This window comes from Chitinasiproducens palmae, from assembly GCF_900095735.1.
Classification (GTDB): Bacteria; Pseudomonadota; Gammaproteobacteria; order Burkholderiales; family Burkholderiaceae; genus Chitinasiproducens; species Chitinasiproducens palmae.
The window spans coordinates 55,405-80,534 of sequence record NZ_FNLO01000001.1; the positions used below are offsets into that span (position 1 = coordinate 55,405).

At 70.6% G+C, this 25,130-nt stretch carries 2 protein-coding genes (1 of these 2 running past the window's edge); both read right to left on the reverse strand.

The genetic code is table 11. The annotated features are described in order from the left end of the window. The gene (locus BLU54_RS00180; protein WP_091903393.1) at positions 1-3,447 is read right to left on the reverse strand and encodes an amino acid adenylation domain-containing protein; all 3,447 of its coding nucleotides are present in this window, start codon (positions 3,445-3,447) and stop codon (positions 1-3) included. Continuing rightward, on the reverse strand, positions 3,440-25,130 hold the 3' portion of the coding sequence (locus BLU54_RS00185; protein WP_091903395.1) for a non-ribosomal peptide synthetase. The gene runs 7,568 nt beyond the window's last position; only the last 21,691 of its 29,259 coding nucleotides appear in the window; the start codon falls outside the window, past its right edge; its stop codon occupies positions 3,440-3,442. The genes BLU54_RS00180 and BLU54_RS00185 overlap by 8 nt, the downstream gene beginning before the upstream one ends.

Genomic DNA, 25,130 nt, shown 5'->3' on the forward strand with positions numbered 1-25,130 from the left:
TCACGACGGTTGCGTGGCGTCAGCGTTCGCCAGCGCACTGCCCGACGCCGACGAGGCGGCCTGACGGGCCCGATCGCGCCATGCAGCTTGTTGCTCGGGCGACATCGCGTCGAAGGCCAGACGGGCCTGCGCTCGCCGCGCCGCGGCGCCCGATCCGTCCTGAGCATCGATCGCGCGCGCCAGCGCGGCGACGCTCGGGTTCGCGAACACCAGCCCCGGCAGGATCTCGACACGCAAGCCCTCCGTGATGCGCGCGACGTAGCGGATCACCGTCAGCGAATCGCCGCCAAGTTCAAACAGCCCGCGCTCCACGTCGACGTCCGATCGGGAGAGCAGTGTCGCCAGTGTCCTGGCGAGCCACTGTTCGAGTGGCCCGTGCGCCGGTCGCCCGCCCGCTTCGCTTTGCGCCGGCTCGGGCAGCGCGTTGCGATCGATCTTGCCGTTGCCTAGGCGCGGCAGATGCGTCAGCGCTTGCAGCGTATCGGGCACCCAGGCCGGAGGCAGCGCGCGCGTCAGCGCAGCGTGCACTCGCGCGAGCAAGTCGTCGCCCGCCGCCGACTGTGCGGAAGCGTCGCTGACCGGCGCCGTTGCGGTGGTCGGAGCGGTGGTCGGCGCGGCCGCGACGACGTAGCCGGCGAGCCGTGTCTGTCCGCCGCCTTGCCAGGCGCGCACGACGAACTGGGCGACGCCTGGCACGTCCCGACCGGCGGCTTCGACTTCGGCAGGCTCGATGCGATAGCCCCGGATCTTGACCTGTCGGTCCGCGCGACCCAGCCACGACACGCCATCGCCGGGCAGGTAGCACGCCAGATCGCCGGTTCGATAAAGCCGCTCGCCCACTTGCCACGGATCGGCGACGAAACCCTCGTCGGGGTCGCGTCCGAGATAGCCGTCCATCAATTGCGCACCACCGAGATAGAGAATGCCGACGGCGCCAGTCGGCGCGAGCGACAGGGCGCCGTCGTGGCCTGTCTGGCAGACGTAGGCACGACAGTTCGGTAGCAGGCGCGTCAGCGGCAGCCCCGAGCCGATGCCCGCTGCGTCGTCCGTGCCGCCGCACCGATGCATCAGCACGCCGACGGTCGTCTCGGTGGGCCCGTAGTGATTGAACACCTGGACGTCGGCACGCGTGCGCCGCAGGCGCCTCAACAGGGCCGGCAGCGCCGCCTCGCCGCCCAGCACCACCCGACCGGGCAGCACACCGCCCGACTCCGGCAACAGTGCATCGAGATGCGAAGGGGTGAGCTTCACGGCATCGATGCGCTCGCGTTCCAGGAAGCGCGCGAATGAATGTGCGTCGGCCATGTCGCTGTCGTCGGCGACGACGAGACAACTGCCGGCGACAAATGCACCGAACAGGGCGGTGTTGCCGAGATCCGCCGCCAGGCTAGATGTCAGCGCCACGCGCTCGGACGGGGCCAACCCCAACTCGTCGGCAACGCCGGCCGCGTAATTGAGTAATTGACGGTGCCCGATCGGCACGCCCTTCGGTTGACCGGTCGAGCCGGACGTGAAGATCACGTACGCGATGCTGTCGGGATTCGCATCCGGCGTTGCCTGAACCGACACGCCTGCGGCGGGCAGCGGCGCCGCGGCCAGGGCATCGAGATCGCACCAGCGCAGCGCGGCATCGACTGGCGCAGCGGCATCGGACGGGGAACGCAATGCGGCCGCCGACGCCGTGACGGGCTCGTCGCCAAGCGCCAGGCGCGGCGCGACCTGTCTCAGAAGCGCCTCGGTACGCGGTCCGGGCCACGCCGGGTCGACGGGTACATAGGCGGCACCGGCATGCAGGATCGCCAGCATCGCGACCACGGCCTCGACCGAGCGCGGGCTGCGCAGCGCCACGCGGTCGCCGGCGACCACGCCCCGTGCGTGCAGCTGGGCCGCCCCGGACGTCACGCGTGTCGCCAGCTGGGCGTACGACAGAACGCCGCGCCCGTCCGCCAGCGCGGGCGCGTCGGGCTGCGTGCGCGCGTGCCGCAGCAGCGCCGCGACAACCGTTGCGTCGCTCGCGACGCGCGCCGGCCCCTGCCATGCCAGGCGGCGCGTGACGATCTGGACGGGTTCCGGCGAGACGTCCTGCCAGGCGCGTGTCGGCACATCGACGACTGCGGCAAGCACCGTCAGGTATTGATCGAGCAGCGTCCTCATTGCGTCGGCGTCGTAGCGACGCGGGTCATAGCGCAGGACCAGGCCGCGCAGGCCGTCTTCTCCGTCCACGATCGGTTCGAGCCGCAACTCCGTGTCGCCCAGCGGTTGATCGATATCGATCAAGCGCACGGCGCCCGACGGATTCCGCCAGCGCACCACCCGGAATGCCGCCGCATGGAACGCCGCCGGCGTCGCCGGCACCGCCTCCTGCCATTCACGGTCCGTCGCGAGCTGGCTTTCCAGCCGACGCGCCATCGCAAGCGCGGACTGCGTTGCGTCGACCTCGAAACGAACCGGCAGCACGCGCTCGAAAACACCAAGCGTAGCGGCCAATGGCGGGTAATCGTCACGGCAGTCGTGATGCTCGACGCCGCTCAACACCGCCACGCCACCCAGGCGCGCCAGCAGCAGCCACCACAATGTCTGCAGCAGCGTGGCAAGCGGCAGGCCTTGCTCGCGCGCAAGCGTCGCCAACGCGTAAGCCTGTTCAGCCGGCGTCGCGCGTGCGACGGTGGCCTCGGTTGCCTCGGTTGCCTGGGTTGCGTCGGTTGCCTGGGATGCCTGGCTTTGGGCGGCTGCGCCGGCGGCGGCCCGCGCCACGTCGGCGCGCGGCCCGGCCATGCGCAGCGGCAAGCGCACGGCCTCGTCGCCGGCGGCGGCGAGGCGGGCATGCCAGTAGGCAGCCCCAGCGCCGGCCGCATCCTCGGCAACCAGGCTGTCGCGCCAGGCAGCGAAATCTTCGTACGCCAGCGGCATATCGTCGTCCGGCAACGGCGCGCCGTCGCTTGCCGCAACGCCGCGGAACGTACCGGCCTGGCCGACGAGTTCCGTGGCGAGTTGCAGCACGCTCGCTTCGTCGAACAGCCAGGCGCGCGCGATGATCAACAGGCGCGTTGCCGGCACCTCGCTGGCCGTCAGCCACAACGCGGCGACGTGTGCGCCGTCCTGCGCGGCCTGCGTGGGCAGGCCCGCCGCGCGCAACGAGGCGACGGTACTGTCCAAGGCTAGTTCGCCGCCCGCCACGTCGACACGCAACCATGGCAGCGGACGGGGCGGCGCGGCGGGCAGAAGGCGCTCGCCGCGAAAGCCCGCGACTTCGCCCGTCGCCATCGTCAGCAGGGCATGACGCGCCGGCAACGTGTGCCAGACACGACGCAACGTCGCCTCATCGCAACCGGCATCCGGCGCGAGCTGCACCACGACGCATCGTTCGACACCGTAGGCCGTGCGTCGCGCGCGCGCTTCCGGTGTCAGGCCGAAACCGACATCGGCGTTCTGATCGTGCTCATGCATGTTCACGGTCCTCCTCCTCCGGCGGCGTCCGCACGGGCGCCGGGCGAACCGCCGGCGATGCGCTGTCGCGCGACATCATCTGTGCCATCGCTACGACGATCCGACGCGGCGCCTGGTAGGGATCGCGCGCGTGCGCCACCAGCAAGTTGTCCAGCATCACCACGTCACCCCGTTGCCAATCGAAACGGAAGGCGCAGGCCTCGTATGCCTGTCCGACCAACGCCATCGTCTCGTCGTCGATGACCGAGCCGTCGCCATAGAACACATTGCGCGGCAGGCGATCGGCGCCGACCATGGCGAGCAGATCGCGTCGCACGTCGGCCGCCAGAAAATAGGGATGGTGCAGCTGCACCTGATTGAAGAAGGCGGTCTCGCCGGTGGCCGGGTGCCGCAGCACGCCGGGGCCGTGCGAGATCGTCTGCAAGTCGTCGCCGAACCAGCGCAGCGCGGTGCCGCTGGCCCGCGCGCGCGCCTCGACCTCGGCGCGGTCGTCGGTCCGGAAGAACTCGCGCCACGGCACGTCGAGCCCGGCCGTGAAGTTGCGCACGTAGCGCAGGCCCAGCCGGCTGAAGCGCTCGACGATCTCGGCCGGCAGACGACGCAACATCTCGCGGCCGTCGACCAACGGCGTCGCGCCGCCCGCGCGCGCCGGCAGATCGCAGTAGAACCACTGCTTGCGCGGCCACTGTTCGAGATGCGAGCTCTCGTTGTGGAACAGGATCATCTCCTTCTCGGGATACGGCGTCGACCGGTAGGTCCGTTCCCCGTCGGGCAGCTTCGGCAGGTCGCCGTACTCACCGTAGAGTTCCGGGACCAGTGCGCCGACGAAGCGCTCGAAATCCTGCGCGCCGTCGAGCGCGAAACCGCGTAGCAGCAGCGCACCGTGCCGCCCCAGCCATTGCTCGACGGCGTCGCGATGGCGGGCCGCCCAGACGAACGGATCGAGATCCGGTTGCAACGGCACGACCCGCGCGGGGAACGCGCCATCCTGCTGCATTGGCGTGATCCGCACCTGTGCATCCGCGCCGGCCGCGGCGAGCACCGTCGCGCCGGGTTGCCGCCGTCCCGTCGCCAGCGTGGCCAGGCTACGCAGCTTCGCCGCGCGTGCAGCGCCGGGCGCGGCAGGTGCCGCCGGCTCGACCGGCGCGCGATGCGCTTGCGCGGCGTCGACCTTGCCATCACTCGCACGCTCATCGTCGATGTCCGCGCGCGTGCCGCCCTGCCGAGCCGTACGCGACGGCGCCGCCCGCAGCGAATCGAGTTTGCTGCGCCGCGATGCGTCGCCCTGGCCGGCCTCGGCGTCACCGTCCGGACCGCTGCGGGTAATCGGCGTTTCAGGATTCATCACAAAAGTCTCCAAAAGCGCGAGCCAATCCGCTAAGCGGCGCGCAATGCCGGCGTGCGTGAACAGATCGGTCGCATACACCCACTCGCCAGAGAAGCCATCGCCCGCTTCCTGCATGAAGAGCGCCATCTCGAACTTCGAAGAGGTGGTCGGCCGCTCGACAGGACGGACGGTCAGGCCCTCGATGTTCCAGGCCGACTGCGGCGTGTTTTGCATCACGAAAAGGGTCTGCACCAGCGGTGCACGGCCGGGCAGCCGCGGCACCTGCGCCGCTGCCACGATCCGGTCGAACGGCAGCGCCTCATGGGCGATCGCGCCCAGCAGCGCTTCGTGCGTCGCGCGGCTGAACGACGCGAACGATTGCCCAGGAGTAGCCACGCGCGCGCGCACCGGCAGCACGTTGACGAAGAAGCCGACCATGTCTTCCAGCACGGCTTGGCCCCGACCCGCCGCGTCGACGCCGACGACTACATCCCGCGTGCCGGCCAGACGAATCAGGAACGCCTGGTAAGCCGCCAGCAGCACCGCGGCCGGCGTGGTGCCCCGGCCCCGCGCGAACGTGCGCACGGCATCCCCGAGCGGCTTGGGCAATGCAAAGCGCACGCCGTCGCCGGCCGACGACACCCGTTGCGGCCGCGGCAGATCGGTCGGCAGTGCCAGCGCAGGCGACACGCCGTCGAGTTGTTGACGCCAATAGCGTCGCAGCGCCTCCCCTTCCTGCCCGTCGAGCGCCGCACGCTGCGCGCTGGCGTAGTCGACGTACTGCAACGCCGGCGACGCTGCTCCGTCACCTTGCCGGGCCGCCTCCGCCGCTCCGGCCTGCCCTGTCACCACGTCGCGGTGCGAGCGACGATGGGCGTAAGCAGCGCCGAAGTCCCGCACCAGCACGCTCATCGACCATCCATCCGCGATCATGTGATGCACCGCGAACAGCAGCACGTGCTCGTCCTCGCCCAGGCGCAGCAGGCGGGCACGCGCGAGCGGACCGGTGGCCAGCGGCAGACGCTGCGCACCGTGCGCCTCGAGGGCGCTCGCCAGCGCCGCGGCGCGCGCCGTTGGCGCGAGCCCGCTGAGATCCTCGATCGCCAGCGGCAGCGCGAGACCATCGTCCACGTGCGCGTACGGCACGCCGTCGTCGTCCGGATAGCGCGTGCGCAATACCTCGTGCCGCGCCGCCAGATCGTGCAGCGCCCGCCGTGCCGCGGCAACGTCGAACGGGCCGTCGAGCCGCATCGCGGTGGCCAGCGTGTAAGCGGCATCGTCGGGCGCGGCCAGCTTTTCCGTCAGCCAGATACGGTATTGTGCCGGCGAAAGCGCCATGCGCGCCTGACGTGGCACCCGCACCAGCTGCGCCGGGTCAGGCTCGCCGGACACCGCCGGGGCGTCGCGCACCACCGCCGCCAAGCCGGCGAGGGTCGGCGCGGCGAAGACGTCGCGTAGCGCGAGCGCACGCTGCCGCTGCGCCCGGATCCGTGACACAAGCTGCAGCGCACTCAGCGAATGTCCGCCAAGCGCGAAGAAGTCGTCGTCCCGGCCGATCTCGGCCACGCGCAGCAGCGATCGCCAGATCGCCGCCAGCGCGATCTCTTCGTCGCCCGACGGCGCGCCGCCGCGCAGCCCGCGCTCCGGTGCGGCCGGCGCCGACATAAGCGAGCGCAGCGCACGCCGATCGATCTTGCCCGCCGGCGTGGTCGGCATTGCCGCCACGACCGCGACCCGCGCAGGCACCATGTAGTCTGGCAGCAGACGCCTCAGCGCGGTGCGCAGCGTCGCGCCGTCGAGCACCCTGCCACCGGCCTCGCCACGCGTGCTGACCCAGGCGAGCAGACGCGCGGGAGCTTCGTCCGCGTCGACCAGCGCCGCTGCCTCGCGCACGCCGGGCAGCGCCTGCAGCGCCGCTTCGACTTCGCCCAGTTCGACACGCATGCCGCGAATCTTGACCTGCGCATCGAGCCGCCCCAGATAGTCGAGTTGCCCGTCGTTGCGCCAGCGCACCAGATCGCCAGTGCGATACAGCCGCGCGCCGGGCGCACCGTTGGGATCCGGCACGAACCGCTCGGCGGTCAGTGCCGGTTGATTCAAATAGGCGCGTGCCAGCAGCTCGCCACCGATCAGCAATTCGCCGACCGCGCCCTGCGGCACGTCGGACAGGTCCGGCGCCACCACCCGCACCGTGCGGCCCGCCAGCGGCCGACCGATCGGCACCACACCGGGGAAGCTGTCGGCCGCGGCCAGTGCCTCGCTGCCGGCCGCGTAGATCGTCGCCGTCACCGTGGCCTCGGTCGGACCGTACGTATTGATCAGCTTTACCGCGCGCAGCGTACTATCGCGACAGACCAGCCGCATCGTTTCCGCCGACATCGCCTCGCCGCCGACGTGCATCTCGCGCAATGGCGCGAGCGACAGCTCGCGGCCAACGAGATCCTGCATCAGCGCCTGCCAGTACGCGGTCGGCAGGTGGGCAACGGTCAGACCGTGCCGGCCGACGCGGTCGACGAATTCGTCGCTGCTCCACAACGCGGGGCCGCGCAGCACGACGGTGGCCCCGACGCACAGGCTCGGGAACAGCTGCTCGACGAACGCGTCGAAATTCACTGTCGCGAACAGCAGCACCCGGTCGCTGGCGCGCAAGCCAGCATAGTCGATGGTCGCGGCCACGTGGCCTGACAACGCATGGTGCGCAATCGCTACCCCCTTCGGGCGGCCAGTCGACCCAGACGTGTAGATCACATACGCCAGTTGCGACGGCCGCACGTCGCGCCCCGCGACGTCGCCCGCGGCGGTCACGGCCGCTGGCGCCCGGTCCAGATCCAACTGATCGACGCAGACCACGAGGCCGTCCGCCGGCAATGGCAGCGAGCCCACGTCCGACTGCGTAAGCAGCACGCCCACGCCGCTGTCGGCGATCATGTATGCCAGCCGCTCGGCCGGGTAATCCGGATCAAGCGGCACGTATGCCGCCCCGGCCCGCAGTATGGCGAGCAATGCCACCACGAGGTCGAGCGACCGGCGCATTGCGACGCCGACGCGCGCCTCGGCGCCGACGCCGCTCGCCCGCAAATGCGCGGCAAGGTGCGTGACGCGCCGCTCCAGTTGCGCGTAGCTGAGTACCGCATCGTCGAGCACGAGCGCGGTCGCATCGGGTTGCGACGTCGCAAAAGCGGCAATCGTGCGGTGAACCAACGGCAAGGCGTCGGCCAGCGCCGCGCCGCGGCGCCATTGCGCCTCCCGATGTCGTTGCACCGGCGAACCGAGTTCCACGTCGCCAAGCGCACGCCCGGGGGCCTCCGCGAACGCGCGCAGCAGGGCCAGATAGTCGCCCTTCATGCGCTCGATCGTGGTCGCGTCGAACAGTTCGCGCGCAAACTGGAAGCTGCCGGCGAAAGCGCCGCCCGCCTGTTGCGCCAGGTTCAGCGTCAACTCGAATTGCGCGGCGCGCGCCGGCGCATCACCCGCGCGTCCCGCCTCGGCATCATCCGTCGCACCGACCACTCGCAGGCCCGGCAAGGTGCGCATCGCCTGCTGCGTCTCCCGCTCGAAATTGAACATGACCTGGAACAGCGGCGAGTGCGACAGACGTCGCTCAGGCCGCAAGGCCTCGACCAGCACGTCGAATGGCAGGTCGCGGTGCGCCTGTGCGCCCAACACGCGGGACTGCGTCTGCTGCAGCAACGCGTCGAGCGCGGTGCGGGCAGCCACCGTCGCAGACAATACCTGCGTGTTGACGAACAGCCCGATCACCCGTGCCACCTCGTGCCGCTCGCGGTTCGCGAGCGGCACGCCGACACGTATCTCGGCCTGACCGGTGTAGCGATACAGCAGCGCGTTGAAGGCGGCGAGCAGAATCACGAACGGCGTCGTTCGTCGCGTCCTGGCCAGTTCCGCTACCGTGCGAGCCAGCTCGTCCGGCAACGCGAACGACAGACGTGCCGCGTGGTAGCGGGCGAGCGGCTGGCGCGGCCGGTCGGTCGGCAGCGCCAACGGCGGCGTATCACCGCCCAGCACGTCGCGCCAATAGGCGAGCTGCCGCGCCATCTCACGCTCGTCCAGGTTCTGCCGCTGCCATGCGGCGTAGTCCGCGTACTGCACAGGCAGCGGCGACCAGACCGGCGCGCGGCCCTCGAGCCGTGCCCGATAAGCAGCGGCGAACTCGTCGAGCAGGATGTCGATCGACCAACCGTCCGACACGATGTGATGCATGCTCAACACGAGCAGATGATCCTCCGCACCGATCGCGAGCAGGGCGACACGCCAGAGCGGCCCGCGCGTCAGATCAAACGGGCGGTTCACGAAGGCTTCAGCCCACTGGCGCGCTTCCGACGGCGCGGCCGTCGCGCACTCGAGCGGCAAGCGCGCGTCGTCGCACACGACTTGCAGCACCTGACCGTCGGCGCCGCCGACGAACTGCGTGCGCAGGCTCTCGTGCCGCGCCTGGATTGCGGCGAGACTGTCGCGCACGGCCGACACGTCGAGCCGGCCCGACAGACGCACCGAATCGGTGATGTGATACGCGCTGCCGTCTGGATCAAGATGCCACAGCACCCACATGCGCTGCTGTGCGTGCGAGGATGGCAACGTCAGCGGCAACGTCAGCGGCAGTGAGGCAGCTCGCGCGCGCGCCGCCGCCGGCAACAGCGGCATGGCAGCAGACCCATGCGCCGCATCGCGGCCGTTGTCTGCGCCGCTGTCTGTGCCCTCGCCTGTGCCCTCGCCTGTCGCCTCGTCCGCGCCGTTTTCGCCGAGCCATGCCGCCAGCGCGGCTACCGTCTGGGCCTCGAACATCTGCCGGGGCGTCACGGTCAAACCGTCCCGCGCCGCCTGCGCGACCACCCGCAGCACCTGTATCGAATCGCCGCCAAGCGCGAAGAAGTTGTCGTGCCGACCGATCGCGGCCACCGGCGCCGGCACGTCGCGAGACGCCGCCATCTTGCTCGTCGAATCGACGGCTCGCCCCTCCGACAATACCGCTTCCCAGATTGCCGCCAGCCGCCGTTCGAGTTCCGTGAGCGGTGCTTCGTAGGCGGCCGCCGCGATCGCGGGTTCCGGCAAGGCCCGCCGATCGAGCTTGCCGTTCGGCAGGGTCGGCAGCGCGTCCAGCACGACCACGGCCGCTGGCACCATATGGTCGGGCAGCGTTGCGGCGAGCGCCTTGCGCAGTCGCGAACCGTCGAGGCTCGCCGTCGTGCCGACGCTCGGGCTCACATAGGCGAGCAGGCGCGCGCCGGCAGGGGCGCCGGCAGGGGCACCAGCGGCAAGCACCACCGCCTGCGCCACCCCAGCCTGGCGCAACAGGACTGCCTCGATTTCACCGGGTTCGATCCGGAAACCGCGGATCTTCACCTGATGATCGGTCCGACCGAGGTATTCGAGCTGGCCGTCGGCGCGCCACCGCACGCGGTCGCCGGTGCGGTACAGGCGCCCGCCGCCATCGCCGAAGCAATCCGGCACGAAGCGCTCGGCGGTCTGCCCGGGCCGGCCGAGATAGCCACGGGCCAGCAGTTCGCCACCGATCAGCAATTCGCCCACCGCGCCCACCGGCAGCAATTCGAAGTTGCCGTCCACCACGTACAGGTCGCGCTGCGCCAGCGGCACACCGATCGGCACCAACGCTGGCAGACTGTCGAGATCCGCTGCGCCGCCGTCGAACAGCGTCGCGGTGACCGCCGCCTCGGTCGGTCCATAGGTGTTCAGCAACCTGACGCCGCGGAACGCCGGACTGGCGCGCCAGCGCCGCAACGCGTCGAGCGGCATCGCCTCGCCCATCGCGTGCACTTCACGCAGGCTCGGCAGCGGCGCGCCATCCCCGAGTTCGCGAACGATCATCTGCCAGTACGCGGTCGGCAGGTCGGCGACGGTGATGCCATGCGTGTTCACCTGCGAGCGGAATTCCGGCGCGCTCCAGACCGAGGCGCCGCGCATCACGACCGTGCCGCCGATACACAGCGACGGCAGCAATTGTTCGACGAACGGGTCGAAATTGATGGTCGAGAACTGCAGCACACGGTCCGCCGCACGCAGACCCGCGAAGCGTATCGATGCTTCGACGTGGCGCGCCAGGACGTCGTGCGACAGCGCGACGCCCTTCGGGCGCCCGGTCGAGCCCGACGTGTGGATCACATACGCCAGTTGCTGCGGCCAGACGGTGACACCTGGGTCGCTTGCGTGCTCCGCGCCGTCACCGCGATCCGCCGACGGCGCGTCGAGCGTCAACACGCGAGGCGCGCTGTCCTGCGTGCTGTCCTGCGTGCTGTCCTGCGCGCTCCCCGGCAAACGCGGGCGGACCGCCGCGTGTGCGACGATCACGGCCAGGCCGCTGTCCTCGACCATGTCGGCCAGCCGTGCCGGCGGGTAGTCGGGATCGAGCGGCACGTAGGCAGCGCCCGACTTGAAGACCCCGAGCACCGCCACGACGAGATCGAGCGACCGGGTCAGGCAAAGCCCGACGCGGCGCTCCGGTCCTGCGCCGGCGGCAAGCAGGCGGTGCGCGAGATGGTTGGCGCGCGCGTCCAGCTCCGCGTATGTCAAGCGTTCGCCATCCAGCACCACCGCCGTCGCAGCCGGAGTGCGCGCCGCCTGACGGGCGATCGTCTGATGCACCGGCAACGCGGCGCGCAGACCCGCATCGCTGCGGCCCCAGCCAAGCACGGCGGCGCGCGCGCCGCTGTCCGTCAGCGCGCCACGCGCGGCCTCGGCAAGCGTCGCATCAGGCCGTGCCACGAAGGCTGCCAGCAAACCGAGATAGTCGCTCAGCAGCCCGGCCATGCGCGCCGCATCGAACAAGGCTGGCGCATAGTCGAGGCTGCCACGCATCGCACCGGCGGCGTCCTCGCTCGTGTTCAACGACAGTTCGAACTGCGCCGCGCCCAGGCCCAGCGCGACGTTTTCGACGGCCATGCCGGGCCACTGCGCAAGTACGCGGTGGTCGTTTCGTTCGTGATTGAACATGACCTGGAACAGCGGTGTGTGCGACAGGCTGCGCTCAGGTTGCAATGCGTCGACCAGCACGTCGAATGGCAGCTCCTGATGCAGCCGCGCTTCGGCCGCGCGCTGCTCGACTTGGCCAAGCAGGGCATCCACGCGCATGCCATCGGCGCACACGCTTCGCATTACCTGAGTATTGACGAACAGGCCAATCACGCCGCTCAGTTCCAGCCGTTCGCGATTGGCAAGCGGCACGCCGACGCGGATATCCGTCTGTCCGCTATGACGGTGCAGCAGTGCCTGGAATGCCGCGAGCAAGACCACGTAAGGCGTCGTGCGGTGCTGGCGGGCCAGTTCGCGCACGCCGCTTGCCAGCCCGTCGGGCAACGCGAAGGGCAGCCGCTCCGCGCGGTAGGTGTCGAGCGAGCGCCGCGGCCGATCCGTCGGCAGGTCCAGCACCGGATGCTCGGCGCCGAGCGTCGCCCGCCAGTAGCCGAGTTGCGTCTCGCGCATGCCGCCCGCGAGCCAGGCGCGCTGCCATGCCGCGTAATCCGCGTATTGCAACGGCAGCGCTGGCAGCGCGGCCGCGTCGCCCCGTTCCAGGGCACGATACACCGTCACGAATTCGTCGAGCAGCACATCGATCGACCAGCCGTCGGAGACGATGTGGTGCATGCCGACCACCAACAGGTGGTCGTCGTTGCCCAACCCGACGACCGCGACCCGCAGCAACGGTCCGTTTGCCAGATCGTAAGGCGTCGCGAGCCACTGCCGCGCCCACGCGCGCGCCGCTGCCTCGTCGAACGTGCACTTCGTGAACGCGCAAGGCAAAACTTCATGCACGCGCTGCCAGGCCTGGCCATCCTCGTCCGCGACGAAGGTCGTGCGCAGCGCTTCGTGCCGTTCGACCAATGCCGCGAACGCCGCTTCGCACCGCGCGGCGTCGAATGCGCCACGCAACCGCAGCGCACCGCCCACGTGATACGCGTCGCTGTCGGGCTGCAACTGCCACAGGAACCACAGCCGTTGCTGCGCGTGCGAGAGCGGCAAGGACGCGTCGCGCGAGACGGTCGGAATAGGCAATCCAGCGCTCGCTCCAGCGAGCGCGCCGTCGACTGCGCTCCCGGTCGCGGTCTCGTCCGGTGGCATGGCGCCCGGCGCGTCGTCGGCGCACGCATTGGCATGCCCTTGCGCCACTGCCGCCGTGTCACGATGGCCCGCGTCGCCCCTTTGCGGTCCGCTTCCCGGTACCGGGACCGGTCCATCCTGCGGCGGTGTTGCGGTCGCCGAGCACGCCGCCGTGGCCGGCGCCGCCATGCGCGCCAGATCCGCCAGCGAACCGGCATCGAAGCACTGCCGTGCCGTCAATGCATGGCCCGCCTGCGACGCGCGCGCGGCCATCTTGAGGACGAGGATGGAATCGCCGCCCAGATCGAAGAAGTGATCCTCCCGATAGACCTGGGCAACGCCCAGCACGTCGCGCCAGATTGCCGCCAACGCGACCTCGGTCGCTCCAAGCGGCGCCGTGCCGGCGCGGAGCGTGGCATCCGGCGCTGGCAGCGCGGACCGGTCCAGCTTGCCGTTCTGCGTCAACGGCAGCGCAGCCAGTGTCGTCACGGTGGCGGGCACCATGTGTTCGGGCAGGCGCCGCGCGAGCGCGGCGCGCAGTTCGGCACCATCGACGCCTTGCGGGTTGCGCCCGAGCGAGGCGTAGGCAATCAGGCGCGCGCCGGCTTCGCCATTCACGGCAAGCACCGCCGCTTCGGTCACGCCTGGCAAGGCGCGCAGCGCGGCTTCGATCTCGCCCAGTTCGATGCGGTAGCCGCGAATCTTGACCTGGTGATCGATACGGCCGAGATACAGCAGTTCTCCGTCGCCGCGCCAGCAGGCCAGATCACCGGTGCGGTACAACCGCTCGCCGTCCGCGCCGAAGGGATTCGGCACGAAGCGCTCGGCGCTCAGCCCCGGCCTGCCGAGATAGCCGCGCGCCAGTCCGGCGCCGCTGACGTGCAGCTCGCCGGGCACGCCGGGCGGCACCGGCTCGCCCCATTGATCGAGCAGGACCAGGCCCAGGTCGGCCAGCGGCCGGCCCAGCGGGCTGTCGCCGGCGCGGGCCGTATCGGCGGCCGTCAACACGCGCCACGTCACGTGTACGGTGGTTTCGGTGATGCCATACATATTGGCCAGCCGCGCGCCGTCCGGATGACGCGCGAACCACGGCGCCAGCGCGCCGACATCGAGCGCCTCTCCGCCGAAGATGACCCAGCGCAGCGCGGGCAGCGGCGTGTCCAACAACGCCGGCAGCAGTTGCCGGAACGCCGACGGCGTCTGGTTCAACACCGTCACGCCGGCGTCGCGCAGCAGCCCGGCGAATTCGGCCGGCGAGCGCGTCAGCGCTTGCGGCACGATCACCAGTGTCCCGCCGTGGCAAAGCGCGCCGAAGATTTCCCAGACCGAGAAGTCGAACGAGAACGAGTGGAACAGCGTCCACACGTCGCTCGCCCCGAACGCGCAGTCGGCGTCGGTCACGTCCAGCAAGCGCATCACGTTGCGGTGACTGAGCAGCGCGCCTTTCGGCCGGCCGGTCGAGCCCGACGTGTAGATCACGTAGGCAAGCTGATCCGGGTGTACCGCAACCTTCGGCGCGTCGCTCGGCCAGTCGCCGAGCGGCGCGTCGACGTGCACGGCGTCCAGGCCGGCGGGCAGCGGCAGGCCCGGCGCATCGGCCGACTGCGTCAGGACGCAGCGCAGGCCACTGTCCGCGAACAGGAAGCGCAGGCGCGCCTCGGGATAGGCAGGGTCGATCGGCACGTAGGCACCGCCGGCCTTCAGCGTGGCCAGCATCGCCACGATCATGTCGATGCCGCGACGCATCGCAATGCCGACGCGGCCTTCGTCGCCGACACCGCGGGCGCGCAGCGCATGGGCGAGACGATTCGCCCGCGCGTCGAGTTCGCCGTAGCTGAGCGCCACTGCGCCATCGCGCAGGGCGATCGCATCCGGTGAGCGTCGCGCGTGGGCGGCGATACGTTCGTGCAGACAGCCACGTGCTGCAACCGACTCACGGAACGCGTCAGGCGCGGCGGTGCCGGCGCGCGCCAGCAGCGCGGCCACCGCCGCCGCGGACGGTCGCACCGCGTCGGCCGGTGTCGCCGCGTCCGGCAAGGACCGGAGAATATGCACGAAACGCACGGCGATCGCGTCGGCCGCGGCCTTGTCGAAGGCAGCGGTCTGGTAGGCGAAGCGCACGCGCCAGCGCGCGCCGGGCACGACCGTGACGGTCATCGGGTAGTGCGTCTGCTCGTCGCTTTGCGCGGCACCGATGCGCCAGTCGTCGTCGGGCGCCTGCCGCATTGCCTGGTCGAGCGGGAAATTCTCGAAAACGAACAGCGTGTCGAACAGGGCCCCGCCGCCATGCGCGCCCGCACGCTGGATCTCGTGCAATGGCAGGTGTTCGTGATCGATTGCAGCGGCGCGGCGATTCTGCATCGCGCGCAGCCAGTCACCGGTCGGTTCGCGGTGCGGTTGCTGGCTGACGACAGGCACCGTGTTGATGAACAGACCGAGCATGGCGTCGCTGCCCGGCAGTGCGGGCGGACGTCCCGCCACGGTCGTGCCGAAGGCGACCGTCCGCTGGCGGGTCGCCTGATGCAACAGCAGCGCCCATGCGCCTTGCGCGACCGCGTTGACGGTAATCTCGCTGCGCGCGGCGAACGCGGCGAGCTTTGCCACGGTTTCGTCATCGATCTCCACGCGATGCTCGGCAAATGCATCGCGTGAGCGCACGGGCGCGATCTGACGGCCAGCCAGACGGGTCGGTGCGTCCAGCGCCGCCAATGCCTCGCGCCAATGCGCGACGGCCAATGTCGCGTCCTGCTCGCCCAGCCAGGCGATGAAGTCGCGGAAGCGTCCGGCCGGTGCCGAAACCGCCTCGCCACGATACGCGCGCATGACCTCGCCAAGGAAACGGGCCGCGCTCCATCCGTCGAGCAACAGGTGGTGGCAGGTCCAGACCAGATGATGCCGGTCCGGTCCGATGCGAGCCAACAGCAACCGTTGCAATGGCGGCGCCGCCAGATCGACGCCGGCTGCCAGTTCCTCGCGCGCCAGTTCCGCGAGCCATTGCTGGCAGCGCGCCGCGACGTCGCCGCCAGCGTCGGTGTCAGGCAAGGCATCGATGCCAGACGCGTTGTACGCCACGCAGCGCAACGGCACGCGCGCGTCGCGGGCGACCCACTGCAGCGGCGCGCCGCCGGCGCTGACGAAGCCGGTGCGCAGCACCGCGTGGCGTGCACTGACGGTTTGCCAGGCATGCTCGAAGCGGGCCACATCGAGGCCTTCGATGTCGACGCGCATCTGATTGAGATACGCGGCGGCCTGACCGTCGACCAGCGCATGGAACAGCAGGCCCGCCTGCAGCGGCGCAACCGGGTACAGGTCTTCGACGTTGCGCCACGGCAGCGCGAGGTTCGCAAGTGCGTCGCGATCGAGTTGCGCCAGCGGGAAGTCGTGCGGCGACACACCGGCATGGGACGGGTCGAGACAGTGCTCGAGCAACGCATCCACTTCGCGGGCGAAGTGCGCGGCCAGCATCTCGACACGCGCGGCCGCAAGGCGCCGCGCGCTGAACCCGAACGCAACGCTGAGGCAGCCGTCGACCACCTTCGCATCGACGGTCAGTTCATGCGCGAGCGGTGTCTCGGCATCGATCGCGCGCCCCGCCTCCTCCGGCGCCTGGCGCCAGCCGTCGGCCGCGGCCGCGTCGAACTGGCCGAGGTAATTGAAGAGAAGCGCGGGTGCCGGCTGCGCGGCGAGCACCGCCCGGTCCGCGTCGTCGCCAAGCCAGCGCAACAGACCGTGGCCGAGGCCGCGCCGAGGGACACTGCGCAGCGCATCCTTCACACGCAGGAGCGCCGCGCCGGCGTCGCCGTCCGCGCGCAGTACGAACGGATAGAGCGTGGTATGCCAGCCGACCGCTCGGCTCAGATCGACATCGTCCTGCCATGCTTCGCGGCCGTGGCCTTCGAGCGTGACAAGAAAATCCGGGACCGCGGTCCAGGCATGCAGCGCGCGACCGAGCGCGGCCAGCAGCAGTTCTTCGATACGGGTGCGATACGCCGCGCCGGCATCCTTCAGCAACTGGCGGGTCGGCTCGGCCTGCCACCGTTGCGACAGCCGCTGCAGGTCGCCGGCCCGCGCCGGACGGTCCGGATGATCGGCGACGACACGGCCCGTGGCCCGGACCTCGCGCCAGTAGGCCATCTCGGCCCTGAGCGCCTGACTGCCGGCGTGTTCGACAAGCCGCCGGCCCCACTCGCGATAGCTGGTGCCAACCGAAGGCAGCGACGGCGCGCGGCCGGCCTGCCAGGCATCGTAGGCGACGCGCAGGTCGCCCAGCAGCACGCGCCAGGACACGCCATCGACCACCAGATGATGCGCGCTCAGCAGCAGCCGTTGCGTGCCATCCGGCAAGTCCAGCAGCAGTGCGCGGAATACCGGACCGTTGACGAGATCGAGGCTGGCATGCACCGCGTCGCAGGCGCGTGTCACATCGGCCGCCACCAACGCCGCGTCGCCGCTGCTCAGCGTGCGCTGCCACAGCACGTCCTGCGCAAGCGACTCCATGGCCGGGGCTTCGGCAGCCGCCGCGACCTCGCGCGCCGCGGCGGGCACCGCCTCGTCGAGCGGCGCGTAGCGCTGACGCCATGCGTCGGCGTCGCTGTCCGGGCCTTCGAAGCGCATCCGCAGCGCGGCATGCCGGGCGAGCAGCGCCTGCAGCGCCAGACGCAAGGGCTCGGGCGCGAGCCGCGTCGCAGGCTGCAGCAGGACGGCCTGTTGCCAGCGATGCGGATTCGGTGCGCGCAGTGCAAAGAAAGCGTGCTGAACCGGCAGCAGCGGCACCGGACCCGGCGCATCGTCGGTGACCACGGCGACGCCGTCGCCTGTGCCTGGCTGCGGCGCCGCTGCGCAGGCGGCGGCCAGCAAGGCGACCGTCGGCGCGGCGAACACATGTTGCGGGCCGATCCGCAGGCCGCTCTGGCGGGCGCGCGCGACGACCTGCAGCGCCAGGATCGAATCGCCGCCGAGCGCGAAGAAGTTGTCGTCTCGACCGATCTGCGGCACGGCGAGAACCGCCCGCCAAATCGAGGCGAGCAGGGTCTCGACACCGGCGTGCGGCGCGTCGTACACCGTTTCGGCCGCCAGGGGTTCGGGTAGCGCGTCGCGGTCGAGCTTGCCGCCCGGCGTGAGCGGCAGCGCGTCGAGCACCGTCACCACTTCGGGCACCATGTAGTCCGGCAGGGCCGCGGCCAGTGCGGCGGCCAGCCGCGACGGCTCCGGCCGCGCGCCGTCGCCCGCCTCGACATAGGCCAGCAGGCGGTTGCGCGGCGCGGCGCCGCGCAGCACCGCCACCGCGCGTCGCACGCCCGGTTGGGCGGTCAGTACCGCCTCGATCTCGCCCGGCTCGATGCGATAGCCACGCAGCTTGATCTGCTGGTCGGCGCGCCCGAGATAGTCGAGTGCCCCGTCCTCGCGCCAACGCACCAGATCGCCCGTCAGGTACATGCGCGAACCGTCGGCACGGAACGGGTCCGGCACGAAGCGTGTCGCGCTCAACCCCGGTCGACCCAGATAACCCCGGGCCAGCAGGTCGCCGCCAATCGCGAGTTCGCCCACCGCTCCGCGCGGCAGCAACGACAGGTCCGCCGCGAGTACGTACAGTCGCCGGCCCGGCAGCGCCCGGCCGATCGGCACGAAGGCGCCGCCATCGGCCAGCGCTGCGTCGTCGAGCTCCGCAGCGTCGAACACGGTCGCGGTGATCGTCGCTTCGGTCGGACCATAGGTGTTCACCAATGTGACCGGCGCGAGCGCCGCGCTGCCGCGCGTGCGACGCAACCCCTGCATCGACATCGCCTCGCCGCCCGCGTGGAATTCGCGCAGCGGTGCCAGAGACGCCGCGGCGTCGGCGAGATCCTGCGTCAGCGCATGCCAATAGGCGGTCGGAAGGTGCGCCACGGTCAGGCCATGGCGGCGCACACGCGCCACGAACTCATCGCTCGACCACAATTCGGGGCCGCGCAGGACGACCGCTGCGCCCGCGCACAGGCTCGGGAACAGTTGCTCGACGAAACCGTCGAAGTTGGCCGTCGAGAATTGCAGCACCCGGTCAGACGCAGCCAGCCGGGCGTAGGCGATCGTCGCATCGACGTGTCGAGCCAGCGCCGCATGCGTGATCGCGACGCCCTTCGGCACGCCGGTCGAGCCGGACGTGTGGATCACATAAGCAAGGTTGTCGGGGTCGATACGGAACGTGCGACGTTCCGCAGTCATCGCGGCATGCGCTGAAACCCTGTCCGCCGGGCCATCACCGGTGTCCGTCAAGCCGCTCGGGTCATCTTCGGCCGGCCGGTCGGGATCGACACGCGCGTAGCCTTGCGCCGGCAGCGGCGCATCGGTGGGCGCGAGCACCAGCCGGATGCCGCTGTCGGCGATCATGTGCGCCAGTCGCGCCGCCGGATAGTCGAGGTCCAGCGGCACATAGGCACCGCCCGCACGCATCACCGCGAGCAAGCCGATCACCAATCCGACGCCGCGCGGCAAGGCCACGCCGACGCACGCTTCGGCGCCAACGCCCAATGCCCGCAGACGTATCGCAAGCGCGTCGGCGCGCGCATCCAACTCGGCATAGCTGAGCGCGACGTCGTCGTGCACCAGTGCCATCGCGTCGGGCGTGCGGCGTGCCTGCATCGCGATACGATGCGGTACGTCCTCGAAGCCAGCGGCCGGCGGCTCGGCGCCGAGCGGCGGCGCGCCGAGCGCGAGCACCTCGGCGCGCTGCGCGGCGCCCACCGTCAGGAGCGCGTCCAGCCGCGGCACCTGGCCGGCATCACCCCCTTGCCTGGCCGTTTCACCGGCTTCGACAATGGCGCGCAGCAGCGTCATGTAATGCGCGCGCACACGCGCTGCGTGCGCGGGCGTGCAACGCGCCCCATCGAAACGCCAGCCGAGCGCGAGCGACGGCTGCAGGGTCACGCTCAGGGTGACCGGATAGTGCGTGCGCTCGAATCCTTGCACCTCCGCGACCCGCAGCGCGTCGTCGCCTTCGCGCAGTGTGGCGTCGACCGGATAATTCTCAAATACGATCAGGCTGTCGAACAGCGTGCCGCCTCCCAGCCACTGCTGCAGGCTGGCCAACGGCGTGTGCTCGTGCTCGCGCAGCGCGACATTGCGTGCCTGCAGGGTCTGCAGCCAGTCGTCCAGCACGGCGTCTGTCGGGACGTCGGCGAACACCGGCAGCGAATTGATGCAGAGTCCCACCATGTCCTGGACGCCCGGCAATGCGGCCGGGCGACCCGACACGGTCACGCCGAAACTCACGGCACGCTGATGACTCTGCTGCGCGAGCAAAAGCGCCCACGCACCCTGCACCAGCGTGTTCACCGTCACGCGATAACGCTGTGCGGCCTGCACCAGCGCCTCGGCGAACGACGCGCCGGGCCTATCGGCGAACCGCAATGCAGCGGCGTCGGCCCGTGGCGCGGCACCGGTCGACGCGTACGCCAGCAACTGTCCGCGCGCCGCCACGTCACCTGCCTCGCGCCGCCACCAGTCGCGCGACGTGGGTTGGCGTTCGAGCCACTCGACGTAGCGGCCGTACGGGACCGCTGCCGGCAACACGAGCGGCTGCCCGCTGCGCGCGGCCCGGTACCGCATCGCAACTTCACGCAACAGCAGCGCGCTGCTCCAGCCGTCGGTCACCGCATGATGAGCGGTCCAGACCATGTCGGTCAGGCCGTCAGGGCGTGGGAACACATTGACGCGCAGCAGTGGCGCGCGTTCGAGGTCGAAACCGGCCCGCAGGTCGGTGGCCAGCCATTGCGCCAGCCACGCATCGTGGGCCGCCACCGTCGCGCGCCTTGCGGTGTCCGCGGCGGCCAGCGTGTGCACGGTGAACGGCAGCGTCACGCTGCGCTGCACCGCCTGCAGGATGGCACCGCCGTGCTGCCATACAAAGCGGGTGCGCAGCGCTGGGTGCCGCGCCACGCTCTCCTGCCACGCGCGGCGCAAGGCGTCGAGATCGACCATGCCGTCCAGCGTGACCCGCTTCTGGGTCACGTACATGCCCGCGCCCGGCTGCGACAGATCGTGGAAAAGCAGACCCTGCTGGATCGCGGTTGCCGGGTAGAGGTCTTCGATCGCACCGGCATCCGGTGCGAGCTGCGTCCATTGCGCGTCGGACAGCCGTACGCGCGCGAAATCGCTGCGCGAGTAACGCCGCGCTGTCGCCCTGGTGGCGGCCCGCAGGCCATCCAGTTCCTGCTCGAACGCCACGATGCACGCATCGACGAACGCCTCGTCGAACACGTCGGGATCGAAGTCCCAGCGAATCGACAGACAGCCATCCTGGATGCGCGCGTTGAGGTCCAACGGAAACGGCGGTGGCGCGTCGACGGCCATCTCGCCGCCGTCCTCGTTGCTGAGGACGAACGGGCCGTCGGCGCCCAACGCCTGGTCGAGGTTGCCCAGGTAATTGAAGCCGACCTGCGGGACCGGCAGTGCCGCCGCCGCGTCGCGGATCGCCGGATCCGGATGCCAGGCCAGCAGCCCCCAATGGAAGCCCTTGTGCGGCACGGCCCGCAGGCGGTCCTTGACCGCGAGCTGGCCATCGATCACGCCCGCGTTGGACGTCCCGTCCGCCGGCAGCCTGACTGGAAAGCGCGTCGTGAACCAGCCGACCGTTGAACTCAAGTCCAGCGCGATGCCGTCGGTTTCACGGCCATGCCCTTCAAGCGCGACCAGCACGTCGTCGCGTCCAGCCTGTGCGCCCAACGCGCGGGCGAGCGCGCCCAACACACCTTCGTCGACACGCATGCCGAGCGCACCGCGAAGTTGTTCGACGAGGGCCTGCGTCGCCGCCGCGTCGAGCGTCCAGGCGCGCGTGCGCATTGCCGGCCCGCGGGACGTGCCGGCGCGCAGGGAAGACGCACCGGCCAGCGCCGCCTGCCACCAGCCGAGTTCGCCGGTCACCGCAGGCGTCGCCGCATAATCGTGTTGCGCCCGCACCCAGGCGCTCCATGGGGTGGCCTCGGTGAAGCGCGCGGCGCTGCCCGCCTGCCAGGCCCGCGCCAGCTCGTCCAGCATGATGCGCCAGGACACGCCATCGACCGCCAGGTGGTGCACAGTGATCAGCAGCCGCGCACCGTCCGGCACGTCGAGCAACGCAGCGCGCAGAATCGGACCGTTCACGATGTCCAGCGAACGGTGCAGGCGCGTGCCGCTTTCGGCAAGCGCCGCGCGCCAGTCGCCGGCCGCCCGCAGATCGATCGTTTCGAGCAAAGCATGTGGCTCGCTTGGCGCAACCCGCTGTTGCCAGCCCGACGCGTCGCGCGCGAAGCGCAGACGCAACGCGTCATGCCGCGCGACCACGGCATCGAGCGCGCGTCGCAACGCGGCGCGGTCCACATCCCCAGGAAGATGCAGCAATACGGCCTGGTTCCAGTGTGCCTCGCCGTGCGGCTGACGCGCGAAGAAGGTCGCCTGAATCGGCGTGAGCGGCAACGGCGCGTGCGTTTCGCGCACACCTACAATCGCGCGCCCGGCATCGAGCGGCTCGGCAAGACGCGCAAGACGCTCGACGTCGGGCGCATCGAACACCTGTCGCGGCGTGATGCGCCAGCCGGCCTGCGCCGCGCCCGCGATGATGCGAAGGCTCAGGATCGAGTCGCCGCCGACCTCGAAGAAGTTGTCCGTGACGCCAATGTCGTCGCGCCCAAGCACGTCGCGCCAGACCGCCAGCAACGCTGCCTGAACCGCATTCGCGGGCGCCACCGCCTCGCTCGTCCGTCCGGCCGCCGGCACCGGCAACGCGGTCCGGTCGGTCTTGCCGTTCGGCATCACCGGCAGCGCGTCGAGCGTGACGAAGGCGCTCGGCACCATGTGCGCCGGCAACTTGCCTTCCAGCTCGCGGCGCAGCACGGAATGCGCGACGTCGCCTGCCACGTATCCCACCAGACGGGCGTGTTCGCCGGGTTCGACCAGCGCCCCCGCCGCTTCGCGCACGCCCGGCACCTGCCGCAGCACCGCCTCGATCTCGCCAAGTTCGATGCGCAGGCCACGCAGCTTCACCTGCGCGTCGAGCCGGCCGAGGAAATCGATACGCCCGTCGGCGCGACGCCGGCACAGGTCGCCCGTCCGGTACAGGCGCGCGCCGGCGCCTCGAAACGGGTCGGGCACGAACTTCTCGGCGGTAAGCGCGGCACGGCCAAGATACCCGCGGGCGAGCGTGTGTCCGCCGATGCAGAGTTCGCCGAGTGCGTCGACCGGCGCTTCATTGCCGTGTGCATCGAGCACGTGGACGTCGCGCGACGGATACGGTTGCCCGATCGAGACAATGGCATGGTCGACATCGGCCTGCCGGGTTCGTCGATACATGCACGCGACGGTGGTCTCCGTCGGCCCGTAGAGGTTGTCGAGCGCGATCGAAGCCAGCGGACCCTGCCGCCACTGCCGCAGCGCGTCGCCGGGCAAGCCTTCGCCGCCGACCGTGATCTGTCGCAGCACCGGCAGCGCCTCGCGTGCCGGCGGCTGCCGCAACCACTGCTGCCAGTACGCGGTGGGGATCCGCGCGAAGGTCACGCGCTCCTGCCCCAATTGCCGGCTGGTGGTGGCCAGATCCCACGGTTGCGGGCCGCGCATTTCGACCTGCCCACCCACGCAGAGGGCCGGCAGCATCTCGTGCAGCGCGACATCGAAGTTGATCGTCGACGATTGCAGTTGCTTGTCTTGCTCGCCAAGGCGGTAGGTGACGAGGAAATCGTCGATGTGCTGGCTGAACGCGAAGTGGCTGATCGCGACGCCCTTTGGTCGCCCCGTCGAGCCCGAGGTGTAGATCACGTAGGCCAATTGCTCGGGGCGCACCGAGGCCGACGTCGCATCCGCGACGTCGTCTGCCGCGTTCGTGGCGCACGTCGCCGACACGTCGTCCGGCAGGGCGTCGACGATCAACACCTCGCTGCCGCGCAACAGATCGGCCAGTTCCGCGGCAGTCGCAGCGTCCGCCAGCACGCGGCGCACGCCGGCATCGGCCATCATGAATGCAAGACGGTCGGCCGGATAGGCCGGGTCCAGCGGCACGAAGGCGCCGCCGGCACGCAGTACACCGAGCAAGGCCGCACACAGCCAGGGCGAACGCGCGACGCACAAACCGACGCGCTCATCCGGCGCAACGCCGCGTGCCCGCAGCGCGGCCGCGATCCGCGCGGTGGCGGCCTCGAGTTCGCCATAAGACCAGCGTTGCCCTTCGCAATGCAGTGCGGCTCGCGCCGGCGTCGCGGCCGCCTGCGCCGCGATGCGCGTCATCACCGGCATGAAGCCGTGCGCGCGCGCCGGTGCCGGTGTCACCGAACGCGGTAACGCAATCTCGCCCACGTGCCGGGAAGTGGCGTCCGCCAACTGCGCGAGCAGTGCGCGCAAATCGCGCTGCAGCTGGTGCAGCAGCGCGGTGTCGATGCCAGCGGTGCGGACTTTCCAGCGCAGCGTCAGCGACGCGCCGGGCAGCACGGCCAGGACCAGCGGATAGTGCGTCTGCTCGGCTGTCTCGAAAGCGGCCAGTGTCAGTGTCTGCTCGTCACTGCGCAGGCTCTGCTCGATCGGATAGTTCTCGAACACGAGCAGCGTGTCGAACAGCGCATCGACATGCCGCCCGGTCCACTGCTGGACCTGTCGCAACGGCGTGGTCTCGACCGCGCGCAGTTCGGTGCCGCGCCGCTGCACGTCCCGCAGCCAGTCGCCCACCGGTACCGCGCCCGGCACGTCCAGCCACAGCGGCAGGCTATTGATGAACAGGCCGAGCATCGCGTCGATGCCCGGCAGGTCGTTCTCGCGACCCGACAGCGTGACGCCGAAGGCCACCTGCGTGCGATGTCCGTAGCGGCTGGTCAGCAACGCCCAGGCCGCCTGCACGAGCGTATTGAGCGTCACCCGATGGCGGCGCGCCGCGTCCTGCAGCGCCGCATGCAGCGCGGGTTCCAGCACGTCGTCCTGCTGCCGCAGGGCGGCCGCGGCACGCGACGCTCCGCCAGACGGCGCACCCGGCAAGCTCGCCAACAGCGTGGCCGGCTCGTCCAGCTCACGCGCCCGCGCCTGCCACCATTGGCGGTGGTCGGGCTGGGCGGCGAGCCAACGCACGTAATCGCCATACGGCGCTGTCGCCTCGGTCGGCGCCTCGCCGCTTCGGTAATGAGCGAAGACTTCGGCGAGCAGCCGCGCCGCGCTCCAGCCGTCGAGCAAAACGTGATGATCCGTCCAGACGAGATCGGCGAGGCCGTCGGGGCGCTGGAACAACGCGATGCGCAGCAATGGCGGGGCCGACAGGTCAAAGCCTCGCGCCAGATCGGCGTCCAGCCACGCATGCAGACGC